10 protein-coding genes are annotated in these 13,539 nt (G+C 61.6%); all 10 read left to right on the top strand.

Annotation, left to right across the window (positions count from 1 at the left end):
• The first annotated feature begins 388 nt into the window (after positions 1 to 388).
• The 10 genes from ACTO5E_RS07465 (at position 389) to ftsH (ending at position 13,404) form a co-directional block, all read left to right on the top strand.
• Positions 389 to 2,380 carry a ribonuclease J gene (locus ACTO5E_RS07465; protein ID WP_482302785.1) on the top strand — a complete coding sequence of 664 codons (1,992 nt, stop codon included), beginning with the start codon at positions 389 to 391 and terminating at the stop codon, positions 2,378 to 2,380.
• A 557-nt stretch (positions 2,381 to 2,937) separates the two neighbouring features.
• Positions 2,938 to 4,914 carry a DHH family phosphoesterase gene (locus ACTO5E_RS07460; RefSeq protein WP_482302784.1) on the top strand — a complete coding sequence of 659 codons (1,977 nt, stop codon included), beginning with the start codon at positions 2,938 to 2,940 and terminating at the stop codon, positions 4,912 to 4,914.
• Between the two features lie 28 nt (positions 4,915 to 4,942).
• On the top strand, positions 4,943 to 5,503 hold the full coding sequence (locus ACTO5E_RS07455; protein ID WP_482302783.1) for an AAA family ATPase: 561 nt from the start codon (positions 4,943 to 4,945) through the stop codon (positions 5,501 to 5,503).
• A gap of 4 nt (positions 5,504 to 5,507) precedes the next feature.
• On the top strand, positions 5,508 to 6,293 hold the full coding sequence (locus ACTO5E_RS07450) for a nucleoside phosphorylase (RefSeq protein WP_482302782.1): 786 nt from the start codon (positions 5,508 to 5,510) through the stop codon (positions 6,291 to 6,293).
• A 361-nt stretch (positions 6,294 to 6,654) separates the two neighbouring features.
• The gene (locus tag ACTO5E_RS07445) at positions 6,655 to 6,888 is read left to right on the top strand and encodes a hypothetical protein (RefSeq protein ID WP_482302781.1); all 234 of its coding nucleotides are present in this window, start codon (positions 6,655 to 6,657) and stop codon (positions 6,886 to 6,888) included.
• A gap of 26 nt (positions 6,889 to 6,914) precedes the next feature.
• Positions 6,915 to 7,361, top strand: coding sequence for a 50S ribosomal protein L9 (gene rplI, locus ACTO5E_RS07440; protein ID WP_482302780.1), 447 nt, complete (start codon positions 6,915 to 6,917; stop codon positions 7,359 to 7,361).
• Between the two features lie 199 nt (positions 7,362 to 7,560).
• Complete coding sequence (dnaB, locus tag ACTO5E_RS07435) at positions 7,561 to 8,934, top strand: replicative DNA helicase (RefSeq protein WP_482302779.1); 1,374 nt, start codon at positions 7,561 to 7,563, stop codon at positions 8,932 to 8,934.
• Positions 8,927 to 10,264 (top strand): tRNA lysidine(34) synthetase TilS, encoded by a 1,338-nt coding sequence (tilS, locus tag ACTO5E_RS07430; protein ID WP_482302778.1) that lies wholly within the window; start codon positions 8,927 to 8,929, stop codon positions 10,262 to 10,264. The genes dnaB and tilS overlap by 8 nt, the downstream gene beginning before the upstream one ends.
• A 23-nt stretch (positions 10,265 to 10,287) precedes the next feature.
• Entirely contained in the window at positions 10,288 to 10,830 is a 543-nt protein-coding gene (gene hpt, locus ACTO5E_RS07425) for a hypoxanthine phosphoribosyltransferase (RefSeq protein ID WP_482302786.1), read from the top strand.
• A 651-nt stretch (positions 10,831 to 11,481) separates the two neighbouring features.
• On the top strand, positions 11,482 to 13,404 hold the full coding sequence (gene ftsH / locus ACTO5E_RS07420) for an ATP-dependent zinc metalloprotease FtsH (RefSeq protein WP_482302777.1): 1,923 nt from the start codon (positions 11,482 to 11,484) through the stop codon (positions 13,402 to 13,404).
• Positions 13,405 to 13,539: the final 135 nt, after the last annotated feature.

The raw sequence follows: 13,539 nt of genomic DNA, 5'->3' as shown, positions 1-13,539 counted from the left end.
GCGATGTCGGGCTTCTGGTGTCAAAGTCACCGGCGAACACCCCCCAAAAAGTCCGCTGGTCTAACCAACCCCCAAACCGCGACCACAAACCCCGCTCCCCCCCTCTCCGTAGCGTTGGCGTGCCAACGCGCTCCGCGAACTGGGTCCAGCGTCACGCTGGTGGGGTTGACAAGGTGGGGGGAGATATTGTAAAATAGGATGAATAACTATTGGCTGATTGCGGTGAACGCCGCTTTTTGTGTATAGGGGACCTTCGGCGGACTGCCGGGCGTTCTCACTTTTCGGAATGTTTCCGGAATATCAACAAAATGAAACCGCCCTCCGGAAGGGCTTGCTTTCGTCTACCCTTTGGACGGCGGAACAGAATCAGGAGGTACATGTGACAGCAATGGAAAAAAAGAATAACAGGCCCCGCCGGCAGCCTGCCGGCAACCGCGCCCAGGACCAGAACCAGGGAAAGGGAGAGGCGCCGAAGATTGGGAAGATTGCCGGGCCAAGAGCCTCCGCTGGGGAAAAGCCGGGGGGCAAGCGTCAGCCTGCCCAGAAAAGCCACGCAAAGCCCGGGAAAAAGCCGGGCCGGCAGTCTTCGCCCAGGCGGCAGAGCATGGGCACCGCGCCGATTGCCGCAGCACAGCTGGCCGCGGCCCGGTCGGCCCAGGGGCAGAATGCCCAGAGCTCTCAGCCCACCCAGAAGCGGGGCAGGGGAAGACGGCGCTCGAACAAGCCCGCCATTAAGGTGTATTTTCTGGGGGGGCTCAATGAAATCGGCAAGAACTTTACCCTTTATGAGTGTCAGGACGACATGCTGATTGTGGACTGCGGGTTGGCTTTTCCGGATGAGGATATGCCCGGCATTGACCTGGTGATTCCTGACTTTGCCTTTGTGGAGAAGAACCGGTCGAAAATCAAGGGCGTGGTTATTACCCATGGTCATGAGGACCATATCGGCGCGGTGCCTTATCTGCTGAAAAAGCTGAATGTGCCGGTGTATGGCACGGCCCTTACCATTGGACTGATTGAGAGCAAGCTGAAGGAGCACGGGCTGACCGGCTCGGCCCGGCTGAATGTGACCCCTCCGGGCTCCCGGATTAAGCTGGGCTGCATGGAGGTGGAGCTGGTGCATGTGAACCACTCTATTGCGGACTCGGTTTCGCTGGCCATTCACAGCCCTGCCGGGGTGGTGGTGCACACCGGCGACTTTAAAATTGACTTTACCCCTGCCGAGGGGAAGATGATCGACCTGGCCCGGTTTGCTCAGCTGGGTGACGAGGGCGTGCTGGCCTTGCTGGCGGACTCTACCAACGCGGAGCGGGCAGGGTATACCCAGACCGAGCAGACGGTGAACAACTCTCTGGACTCCCTGTTTAACCGGGCCCAGGGTAAGCGCATTATTGTGGCGACCTTTGCCTCCTCCATCAGCCGGGTGCAGATGATTATTAACTGCGCGGTAAAGTATGGCCGCAAGGTGGCGCTTTCGGGCCGGAGCATGGTGAATGTGATGGGCATTGCCAGCGAGCTGGGGTATCTGGACATCCCCCAGGGGGTGCTGATTGACCTGAACCTGATTAACCGGTATGAGCCGGGGCAGCTGGTGCTGATTACCACCGGCAGCCAGGGCGAGCCAATGTCCGCCCTGACCCGCATGGCCTTTTCGGACCACCGGCAGGTGGCTATTGGGCCCAACGACTTTATTATTCTCTCCGCCCGGCCCATTCCCGGCAATGAGAAGACCGTGGGGGCTGTGGTGGACGAGCTGCTGAAGCAGGGCTGCACGGTGATTTACGAGTCGATGTATGAGGTGCATGTGTCGGGCCATGCCTGCCAGGAGGAGCTGAAGCTGATTCATGCCCTGACCAAGCCCAAGTTTTTCATCCCTGTCCACGGGGAGCAGAAGCATTTGCAGAAGCACGCGGGCCTGGCAGTAGCTATGGGTATGCCCAGAGAGAACATCTATATTGGGGACATTGGCCATGTGCTGGAGCTGCATGAGGACCATATGCGCCGGCTGGGAGATGTGCCCGCGGGCAGCGTGATGGTGGACGGCCTGGGTGTGGGCGACGTGGGCAGCATTGTGCTGCGGGACCGGAAGCATCTGGCCGAGGACGGGCTGATTGTGGCGGTGTGCTCCATTGAGGCGGAGACCGGCCATGTGGTGGCTGGGCCGGATATTGTTTCCCGGGGGTTTGTGTATGTGCGGGAGTCGGAGGAGATGATGGCCGAGGCCCGCCGGGTGGTTTGCAAGGCCCTGGAGGACTGCGCCAACCGCCGGGTGCGGGATTGGAGCGGCCTGAAGCAGAGCGTGAAGGATGAGCTGTCCAAGTATCTTTACAGGAAGACCCAGCGCAGCCCCATGATTCTGCCAATTATTATGGAGGTTTAGAGACTGCCGGAGGGCCGGCTTGCCCCAGCGGCGAGGGCTGGCGGGGGCGGCTGTGCCGGGCCTGGTGTGCGGTAGGTTTCTTGGGCTGGTCTGTCGGTTGGCGGTGAAAGGACTTTGCGAAGGCCAGGAAAGCGGCGGCATGTCTGCGGCGAGAGTTGGCGGGGCGGCTGTGCCGGGTCTGGTGTGCGGTAGGTTTCTTGGGCTGGTCTGTCGGTTGACGGTGAAAGAGCTTTGTGAAGGGCCAGGAAAGCGGCGGCATGTCTGCGGCGAGAGCGGCGGGGCGGCTGTGCCGGGTGGTGTGCGGCAGGCTTTTCGGGCTGGTCTGTCGGTTGACGGTGAAAGGACTTTGCGAAGGGCCGGGAAAGCGGCGGGCGGCATGTCTGCAGCGAGAGTTGGCGGGGCGGCTGTGCCGGGTGGTGTGCGGCAGGCTTTTCGGGCTGGTCTGTCGGTTGACGGTGAAAGGATTTTGCGAAGGGCCGGGAAAGCGGCGGGCGGCATGTCTGCGGCGAGAGTTGGCGGTATGGTTATTTCTCCAGGAAGCGAGGAGCTGAGAGAGGATGCGGAGGAAAAAGGTTTGGGTCACTTCCCCATTGATGTACCTGATGGCGGCGGTTATGGTGGCGATGGCTGCGGCCAGCTACCCCTTTAACCGGGTGATGTTCGCGGTGGAGCTCACTGCCGCCGGGCTGTGCAGTCTGGCGGTGGCGGTGTCGGGGGTCGTCTACCGGCAGAACGCTGCCGCGGCAGTGCGCTCGGCAGGGCGGGTGCTCTCTGCTGAGGAGGAGGAGTCGCTGCGGGAGTTTCCGATGCCGGTGGCGATTGTGGCCCCGGCCGGGGACCTGGTGTGGGTGAACGCCGCCTTTGAGGAGACCCTGGGGGCGGTGCGGCCCGGCCTGGGGGAGAGTGTGCTGCGGTATATCTACCCCAAGACCTTCCGGCAGGTGATGGAGGAGAAGGGCACTGCCGTCTCTTATGGGGGGCGGGAGTACACGGTGTATGGAGCCAGCGCCGAGCACGGGTATATTCTGTATTTTGTGGACGACACCCACTTTAAGACCATTGCCAGGGAGTTCCGGGAGCGTCAGCCGGTGGTGTGTCTGGCGGTGTTTGACAACCGGGACGAGATGGCCCGGGACGGCGCGGGAGGCGAGGAGTCCCGGATCACTGCGGAGGTGGAGGCTGTGCTGCGCACCTGGGTGGTGGGAGAGCTGGGGGGCTTTATCCGGCGGCTCTCCAACGGGCGGTTTCTGTTTATTACTGACGACGCCCACATTGAGGAGGCCAAGCAGAAGCGCTTTCGGGTGCTGGACAGTGTGCGGGAGGTCAAAAACAGCCGGGGGAACATGAGCGCAACCATCTCCATTGGCGTGGGCCGGGGGGCGGCCGCTGTGGCGGAGAGCGAGCGGTGGGCCCGGCAGGCCCTGGACATGGCTCTGGGCCGGGGCGGCGACCAGGTGGCGGTGACCCAGGGAGGGGATACATACGAATTTTTCGGAGGCCTCTCTAAGGGTGTGGAAAAGCGGGACAAGGTGCGCACCCGGGTGATCGCGGCCACCCTCACCGACCATGTGTCCGCCAGCGACCGGGTGTTTATTATGGGCCATGCCAACTCGGACCTGGACAGCGTGGGCTCGGCAGTGGGCATGTGGGCGGCTATTCGCAAGGGGCTGGGCAAGCAGGCCGACATTGTCATCAACCGGGGGTCGACCCTGGCCGGGGCTTTGGTGGACATGGTGGACGACAGCTACCCGGGGGAGGACGTGTTTATGGACCCGGCTGAGGCTTTGGCCCTGGCCACGGAGCGGTCGCTGCTGATTGTGGTGGATACCCATTCTACCAACTATGTGGAGAGCCGGGAGCTGCTGGAAAAGGTGGACCGGGTGGTGATTATCGACCACCACAGGATGATGGTGACCCACATCAAAAACGCCCTGATCTTTTATCACGAGCCCTTTGCCAGCTCGGCCAGCGAAATGGTGACAGAGCTGGTGCAGTACATCCGGTCGTCGGCCATTGACCGGGTGGACGCCCAGGCGCTGCTGGCGGGCATCAGCCTGGACACCAAGAACTTTGTGCTGCGCACCGGCGTGCGGACCTTTGAGGCCTCGGCCTACCTGCGGCGGCGGGGGGCGGACACGGTGACGGTGAAGAAGCTGTTTTCCAACTCGCTGGACAGCTACAAGCGCAAGGCCCAGCTGGTGTCTGGGGCGGAGATTTACAAGGGCTGCGCCATTGCCACCACCAGCTGGGAGCTGGACGACATGCGGGTGGCCTCGGCCCAGGCAGCGGATGAGCTGCTGTCTATTCAGGGAGTAAAGGCCTCGTTTGTGCTGTATAAGACGGGGAGCGGGGTGAGCATGTCGGCCCGGAGCCTGGGGGATGTGAACGTGCAGCTGATTTTGGAGGCCTTTGGCGGCGGCGGGCACTTTACCATGGCAGGGGCGCAGCTGAAGAATGTGAGCATGGGTGAGGCCCGGCGGCAGCTGATTCATGCCCTGGATGAGAAGCTGGAGGAGACCACGGTCAGCGGCTGAGGGAACCATCAGGAAGGAGGACGGGAGCGTGATTGTGCTCATATCAGGACCCTGCGCAGGGGGAAAGACCACGGTCTCACGCATACTGGCGGACAGCGCCGGGGCGCGGTCGGTGCATATGCACACGGACGATTTTTATGCCTACATCCGCTGGGGCTATGTGCCGCCCTGGCAGGAGGAGGCCGCGGAGCAGAACCAGGCGGTGATTTGCGCTGCCGCCGCCTGTGCGGAGCAGTATGCCCTGGGGGGCTATCAGGTATATGTAGACGGCGTGGTGGGCCCCTGGTTTTTGGACGCATGGAAGAGGCTGGGGGAGAAGGGCCTGGACCTGCGGTATGTGATTCTGCGGCCGGATGAGAGAACGACGCTGCTGCGGGCCAAGGAGCGGGAAAAGAGGACGGGGCTTCTCCTTGGGGAGGAAACGGTTGCCGCCATGTGGAGGGCGTTTGACGGCCTGGGAGAGTATGAGGCCCATGTGCTGGACCCCGGCGGACTGACGCCGGAGGCGTGCGCGGCGACGCTGCGGGCGCGGCTGGCAGCGGGAGAGTATGGCCTGCGTGGAGGCGGGTCTATAATAAGAGAGAGGTGAGCGTATGCTCTGCAATGAATTTGACCCGGAACGCCGGGCCATTATTAACCCGGAGGACTGCTATCACCACCCGGAGGAGGGCTTCCCGGAAATCTGCGTGGGCATTTTTTCTAAGCCCATTATGGAGTGGGTCCTGGCGCACCACGGCGGCGAAGAGATCAGTCACTTTGGGTGCTGCATTGGGGCTATCCCCATTTATAAGGTGAAGGCCTTTGACACGGAGATCGCCCTGTTTATGCCCCTGGTGGGCGGGCCGGGCGCGGCCTCTACCATGGAGGAGAGCATTCCCCAGGGGGGCAGGTGCTTTGTGTACTTTGGCGCGGCGGGGGTGCTGGTGAAGGGCGTCTCTCACGGGAAGCTTTTGCTGCCCACTGCCGCTGTGCGGGACGAGGGGCTCTCCTACCACTATCTGCCCCCGGCGGACCAGGTGGAGCTGGACCCGGAGAGCGTGGACGCCTGCCGCGGCGCGCTGGACGGGCTGGGCGTTCCCTATGTGGAGGGCAAGACCTGGACCACGGACGCGTTCTTTCGGGAGACCCGGGGGAAGGCCGCCCGCCGGAGGGAGCAGGGCTGCATCTCGGTGGAGATGGAGTGCGCCAGCCTGGCGGCTGTGGCGCAGTTCCGGGGGGTGCGGTTTGCTCAGTTCTTCTACGCCACGGACACGGTGGACGACGGGGGATGGGACAGCGGCATCCTCCACGAGAAAGGGCTCGGGCTGGAGGAGGTCTGCTTTCAGGCGGCGGTAGAGACAGGCGAGCGGCTGGCGGCGCTGGATAAGTCAGAAAAATAGGGTCCTGTACTCAATCGCCGAAAATGCAGGAGGAGCGGGGATGAATCGCGCTGCTTCAGGCAAATTTGAGCAGGAATGCGGACGGTACTGCACTTAGGGCTTGTTTGAAAAATCGGAAACGCCGTCTTTTTACCCAGAAGGGGCCCCTTTCTGCGTCAAAAATCCTCGCCAATCAGAAGATTGCCGTAGTTAGCGCAGCGAACTACAGGGGTTCTTTTCCTTGAAATGAACCCCCTCTGGGTAAAAATTCGTCATTTCCTCTATTTTCAAACAAGCCCTAAATGGAACGAGGGGCGGCACGATAAGAAACGCTCGTGCCGCGTTTGCAGGCTGTCAATATAGATTGTGAGGAGGCGGGAGTGTGTACATTATGTCTCAGGATGGGAAGACGGTGGGGGAGTACCAGCTGGTCACTGTCAAGAAGCTGGTGGGGAAACGGTTTGGGCTGTATGGATACTGTCACACCGGGAATGTGGACAGGATGCTTGCTGACCCGCCAATCGGGGAGTATGACCAGGAAGAGCGGGCCCGGCAGGAGCTGGAAGCGGTTTTTGCGGCCATGGAGCGAGGGGACCGGACCTACCGGTTAAAATAAAAATTATTTGGAAAGGATGAGTAGCCATGAAGGTAGTGCTTTTGCAGGATGTGAAGTCCATTGGAAAGAAGGGGGAGCTGAAGGAGGTTTCGGACGGGTACGCCAGGAACTTTCTGCTGCCCCGGAAGCTGGCCAAGGAGGCCAACGCTCAGGCCATGAACGAGCTGAAGAACGCTGAGGCGGCCAAGGAGTATAAAATCAAGACGGAGACCGACCAGGCCCGGAAAAACGCGGAGGCTCTGAACGGGAAAACGGTGAAGATTTTTGCCAAGGCTGGGCAGGGGGGCAAGCTGTTTGGCTCGGTGACTGCCCGGGAGCTGGCCGAGGAGCTGGGCCGGCAGCTGGGCGTGAAGGTGGACAAGCGGAAGATCGTGCTGGAAAACGAGATTAAGGCCTATGGCTCGTACAATTTTGACGTGAAGCTTTATAACGGGATTACCGCCACGGTGACTGTGGCGGTGTGCGAGGAGTAAGAGCCTGTGCCGGCAGGGTTTGCGCCGGGATTTTGCGCGGGGCTTTGACAGGGCGCAGAGCTGCGGATGACCAGACCCCTGGTGGTTTTGGGATCTGGCGGGGCTTTGCAGGGGTGCCGGCGGCAGAATTTGACGGAAGGATGGGCGCGGCCGCCTGTGGGGACATGGTATAAGAGAGAGCTGGGAAAGGAGCCGGGCCATGGACTATGAGAGCAGAGGATGGGAGCTGGGGGGAGCTCAGGCTCCTTTCAGCATGGACGCGGAGCAGTCGGTGCTGGGAGCGGTGCTGATGGACCCGGAGTGCCTCTCGGTGGTGACGGAGATTCTGCCCAAGGCGGAATATTTTTACGCGGTGAATAACCAGCTGATCTATGGGGCTATGCTGGAAATGTACACCCTGGGACAGCCGGTGGACTTTGTCACGGTGCTGAACAAGCTGGGGGAGGCCCGGGAGTTTGACCAGGAGACCGGCCGGGTGTATCTGACCCAGCTGGCCCAGCTGGTGCCCTCCATCAGCCGGGTGGACGTGTATGCGGGGATTGTGCGGGACAAGTATGACCTGCGGGTGCTGATGCAGGCGGCCAGGAGTATTTTGGACGACGCCAGCGCAGGGAGCGAGGACTCGGCCCTGCTGCTGGACGCGGCGGAGCAGCGGATTTTTGAAATTCGTCAGGGCAAGTATACCCAGGGCCTGCAGCCGGTGCGGGAGATTCTTTTGGAGACCTTTGACCGGCTGGACCTGCTCAACTCTCCGGACCGGGACAAGTACCGGGGCATACCCACAGGCATTGGGCTGCTGGACGCCACCATCACAGGGCTCAACCGGTCGGACCTGATTATTCTGGCGGCCCGGCCCGGTGTGGGCAAAACCAGCTTTGGGCTGAACATTGCCCGGCACGCCTCCATTGTCAGCAAGCGGCGGGTGGCGTTTTTCTCGCTGGAGATGGGCCGGGAGCAGCTGTGCTCCCGGCTGCTTTCCACCGAGGCCTCGGTGGAGGGCACCAAGCTGCGCAGCGGGGATTTGGAGGAGGAGGAGTGGTCCCGGCTGATTGAGGCGGGAGACATTCTCAGCAGGGCGGAGCTGTTTTTTGACGACGCCCCTGGCATGACCGTGCCCCAGATGAAGGCAAAGGTGCGGCGGCTGAAAAATGTGGAGCTGGTGATTGTGGACTATTTGCAGCTGATGACCGGCACCCGCAAGGGGGACAACCGGGTGAATGAGATCAGCGAGATTACCCGGAACCTGAAGATTATGGCAAAGGAGCTGAATGTGCCGGTGATCGCCATGTCGCAGCTGCGCAGGCCCGGAGAGCGGGGCAAGGACCACCGGCCCGGCCTTTCGGAGCTGCGGGACTCGGGCTCGATTGAGCAGGACGCGGACATTGTCATCTTCCTTCACCGGGAGGCGTATAATGCTGTCAGCGAGGGCGGGCAGCTTACCGACGACATGGACACCAGCGCAGCGGAGATTATTGTGGCCAAAAACCGCCACGGGGCCACCACGGAGATTCCGGTGCACTGGCAGCCGGAGTTTATGCGGTTCTCCTCGCGGGAGCTGGTGCGCCATGAGTAAGGGGCTGGAGCGGGCCAGTCTGGAAGGCGCGCCCCCAAAGGGGCGGCTGGTGGTGGGCTTTTCCGGGGGGGCGGACTCTACGGCTTTGGCCCACTGGCTGCTGGGACAGGCAGGGCGGGAGCGGATTTTGCTGGCCCATGTGAACCATCTGCTGCGGGGGGAGGAGGCGGAGCGGGACCAGCGTTTCGCCCAGGATTTTGCCCGGGAGCATGGGCTGGCGATTGAGGTGCTGCGGGCGGATGTGAGAGCCCTGGCCCGGGAGCAAGGGCTGGGGCTGGAGGAGTGCGGCCGTCAGGTGCGGTATGAATTTTTTTACCGGCTGGCGGCGGGGGAGGAGGACCGGATTCTCACGGCCCACAATGCCGACGACAACGCGGAGACCATGCTGCTGAACCTGTGCCGGGGCGCAGGAGCCCAGGGGCTGTGCGGCATTCCCCCGAAAAGAGGGAAGCTGCTGCGGCCTTTGCTGGGGGTGGGCCGGGAGAGCATTGAGGCCTATTGCCGGGCACAGGGCCTGGACTATGTGACGGACAGCAGCAACTGGGACGAGGACTTTGCCCGCAACCGGGTGCGCCGCCAGGTGTCGCCGGCGCTGCGGGAGCTGAACCCCCGGTTTGTGCAGGCCGCGGGTCAGACGGCGGCGTTGCTGCGGGCGGACCAGGAATATCTGGAAGGGGAGGCCCGCAGGCTGATGGAGTCGGCAAAAAACCAGTGGGGCCTGGAGGCCTCTGTGCTGGGGGCGGCCCACCCGGCGGTGCGGGGCCGGGCCCTGAAGCTGTTTTTGGAGGAGGCTGGCTGCGGACGGCTGGAACGGCGGCATCTGGTGTTGGCGGAGGCGGCGCTGATGCAGGGCGGCGGCGGGGACATGCCCGGGGGGGTGGAGCTGCGCTGCGCCCAGGGCGTGCTTTGGGCCGGAAGGGTCCAGGCCCCGCCGGAGGCCTTTGCGCTGCCTGTCAGGCTGGGAGAAAACCATCTGCCGGGGGGCGTTTGCCTGGTTTTGAGGGAAAAAAGCCTGGCGGAAACAGAAAATCGAGAAAAAATTCAAAATTTGTTATTCAAAAACGCGTTGGACTGTGATATAATGGACGGAAATCTGGTAGTACGCAGCCGCAGGCCGGGGGACAGGTTTCGACCGGCGGGGCGGGGATGCTCGAAGCCCCTGAAGCAGATTTTTCAGGAATTGCGGATGCCAGTACCCCTGCGGGACCGGACCCCCCTGCTGGCGTGGGGGGAGGAGATTGTATGGTGCCCGGGCGCGGGGGCGGCGGAGGGCTTTCGGGCGTCGGAGAAGAGCAAGAGGATTTGGACTGTGGAGAGGAAAGAGGAGTGAGGGAAATGTCAGAGGAGCGGACCATGATTGACGACATTGAGAGAGAGCTGTTCACCAAGGAGGAGCTGGCGGCGATTGTGTCCCGGATGGGACGGGAAATCAGCTGGGACTATAAGGGCAAAAACCTGCTGATGGTCAGCGTGCTGAAGGGGTCGGTGGTGTTTATGGCGGACCTGATGCGGGCGGTGACTGTGCCGGCGGGGGTGGACTTTATGGTGGTATCCAGCTATGGGGCGGCGGCCAAGAGCTCGGGGGTGGTGAAGATTGTTCTGGACCTGAACATTCCTTTGGAGGACTATGACCTGCTGATTGTGGAGGACATTCTGGACAGCGGGAAGACGCTGCACTATCTGATGGATGTGCTGCGGGCGAGGAACCCCAAGAGCATTAAGATTTGCACGCTGTTTGACAAGCCGGAGCGCCGGGAGGCGGAGGTCAACCCGGACTATGTGGGGGCGAGGATTCCGGACGCGTTTATTGTGGGGTATGGGCTGGACTATGGAGAGAAGTACCGGAACCTGCCGTTTGTAGGCGTGTTGAAGCCGGAGGTATATGAGGAAGACTGAACGCTCAACGCGGGCGGAGAGCCAGAGCGAAGAAGAGCAGAGGTGCGCGAACCAAAAGTTTCGTCAACCTTTTCAAAGGTTGCAGAGCGCGAGACAGCGTCTCGCGACCTTGACCTTGAACTTAGGCGGCGCAGATAGCAAAGGCGCGAGGTAGTGCTTCACCTCCAAATCCCAGTTTGGAACGGGGTAAGGCTGCGCCGCCGTCGACTTGCCGCAGGCAAGTCGGATGCCGAAGGCAAGTCGGAGCGAGGCCGACCAGCGGGAGACCAGCGGACTGCCCGCTGCCGTCAGCTTTAGAAGCAGACGCTTTTTGATCCCTTTCAGGAGAACCCCAAACGACTAGGAAGAACGGGCTGGTTTTGTTTCAACCAGTCTGTTTGCGGGCGGTTGGGATAGTAGAGAAAGCCCAGCGAGCGCAGACGCGGGGTCTTGGCGGCTGCGGAAGGTTTGCGGAGCAAAGCTTCTTCCCCTTGCGGAGCAAGGGGGCGAGCGTCCGGTTTGCCGGGGGTGAGCGGGGAGGCGGAGGCCCTTTTGAGGAAGGGCGGGCGTTACAAAATCGGAAAGAAAAATGGCTACCATTTTTAATATATTATTCAGTCAGTAAACAGTCAGACGAGGACAGAAAGCTTTTAGACTCAGGAGGGTTGACCTTTGGACGGAAACAACGGAAAAAAGCTGCGCAATCTGCTGCTGTATATCGGCATACCGGTGGTGGTGCTGTTTATCATCATCTTCCTTTTCAGCAACAGAATGCCCAGGGGCGAGACCTACAAGTATTCGGATATCCTCAACTATTTTGAGACGGGCCAGGTGAAGGAGTACACCCTGAACCTGGGCACCGGGGAGATGACCCTGCGGCTGAACGACAAAACAGGCACCGTGGTGGGCTATGTGGTGCCCAGCGTGGACCTGTTCTACCGGAACGCGGCGGGGTATATTGAGGAATATAACCAGGCGCACCCTGATGAGAAGATGGTGCAGGACATCAGCAGGCCGGCGGAGACCAGCTGGCTGATTAGTCTGCTGCCCACGCTGATTTTGTTTGGGGGCCTGATCTTCTTCTGGATTTTTATGATGCGGCACCTGGGCGGAGCCGGGGGCGGCGGCGACAAGCAGATGAACTTTGGCAAGGCCAAGATCAAGCAGATGAGCGACGAAAAGCGCAAAACCACCTTTGCCGACGTGGCGGGAGCCGACGAGGAGAAGGAGGAGCTGCGGGAGATTGTAGAGTTTTTGAAGAACCCGGGCAAGTTTAACTCACTGGGGGCGCGCATACCCAAGGGCGTGCTGCTGGTGGGCCCTCCCGGCACAGGCAAAACCCTGCTGGCAAGGGCTGTGGCCGGAGAGGCCGGGGTGCCCTTCTTCTCCATCTCCGGCTCGGACTTTGTGGAGATGTTTGTGGGCGTGGGCGCGTCGCGGGTGCGGGACCTGTTTGACAAGGCCAAGAAGAACCACCCCTGTATTATCTTTATTGACGAGATTGACGCTGTGGGCCGGCAGAGAGGCGCGGGCCTGGGCGGCGGTCATGACGAGCGGGAGCAGACCCTGAACCAGCTGCTGGTGGAGATGGACGGCTTTGGAGCCAACGAAGGGGTCATTATGATTGCGGCTACCAACCGGCCGGACATTCTGGACCCGGCGCTGATGCGCCCCGGCCGGTTTGACCGGCAGGTCACTGTGGGGCACCCGGACATTAAGGGCCGGGAGGAGATTCTGCGGGTGCACGCCAAGGGCAAGCCGCTGGCTCCGGACGTGGTATTGTCTACCATTGCCAAGTCGACAGCGGGCTTTACCGGGGCGGACCTGGAGAACCTGCTGAACGAGGCGGCGCTGCTGGCTGCCAGAAAGAGCCTGAAGGCCATCACCATGGAGGAGATTGAGGAGGCCACCATCAAGGTGGTGGCGGGCACGGAGAAAAAGAGCCGGGTGATGAGCGAGAAGGAGAAGAAGCTGACCGCTTATCATGAGGCGGGGCATGCCATCTCCTCCTTCTACTGCAAGACCCAGGACCCGGTGCACCAGATTTCCATTATACCCCGGGGGCTGGCAGGGGGCTATACCATGCACCTGCCTACTGAGGACCGGTCTTACCGCAGCCGCAATGAGATGAAGGAGGAGCTGATTGTTCTTCTGGGCGGCCGGGTGGCCGAGGCTCTGGTGCTGGACGACATCTCTACGGGAGCCAGCAACGACATTGAGCGGGCTACCAAAATCGCCCGGGCGATGGTCACGAAATATGGTATGAGCGAGAAGCTGGGGCCCATTACCTATGGCTCGGACGGGTCGAACCCGTTTTTGGGCAAGGAGATGGGGCACATCAGCAACTACTCGGAGGCCACGGCCTCTGAGATTGACGAGGAGATTCAGAAGATCATCTCCACAGCCTATGGGCAGACGGAGGAGATTTTGAAGGAGCACATGGATGAGCTGCACCGCCTGGCAGGGGTGCTGTTTGAGAAGGAGAAGCTGGACGCGGCGGACTTCCAGCAGGTGATGGCGGGAACGCTGCTGCCTGGGGGAGCTCAGGACGCCCCTGCTTTGGAGGACGGAGAGACCGGCGGGCCGGAGCTGTAAGGCGGCGGGCCGAAGCAAAAAAGGGACGGGCATCCCGGCGGGCGTTGCCGGGGGAGGACTGTCTGGGGGAGCTCAGGACGCCCCTGCTTTGGAGGACGGAGAGACCGGCGGGCCGGAGCCGTAAAGCGGCTGGCC

The sequence above is a fragment of the Acutalibacter sp. genome (assembly GCF_056800975.1).
This window is presented reverse-complemented; position numbering and strand designations above follow the sequence as displayed.

Bases quoted from the DNA above. Each gene is read 5' to 3' on its own strand.
- tilS (WP_482302778.1), top strand. From the start codon at position 8,927: ATGAGTAAGGGGCTGGAGCGGGCCAGTCTGGAAGGCGCGCCCCCAAAG.
- ACTO5E_RS07465 (WP_482302785.1), top strand. From the start codon at position 389: ATGGAAAAAAAGAATAACAGGCCCCGCCGGCAGCCTGCCGGCAACCGC.
- rplI (WP_482302780.1), top strand. From the start codon at position 6,915: ATGAAGGTAGTGCTTTTGCAGGATGTGAAGTCCATTGGAAAGAAGGGG.
- ACTO5E_RS07460 (WP_482302784.1), top strand. From the start codon at position 2,938: ATGCGGAGGAAAAAGGTTTGGGTCACTTCCCCATTGATGTACCTGATG.
- ACTO5E_RS07450 (WP_482302782.1), top strand. From the start codon at position 5,508: ATGCTCTGCAATGAATTTGACCCGGAACGCCGGGCCATTATTAACCCG.
- dnaB (WP_482302779.1), top strand. From the start codon at position 7,561: ATGGACTATGAGAGCAGAGGATGGGAGCTGGGGGGAGCTCAGGCTCCT.
- hpt (WP_482302786.1), top strand. From the start codon at position 10,288: ATGATTGACGACATTGAGAGAGAGCTGTTCACCAAGGAGGAGCTGGCG.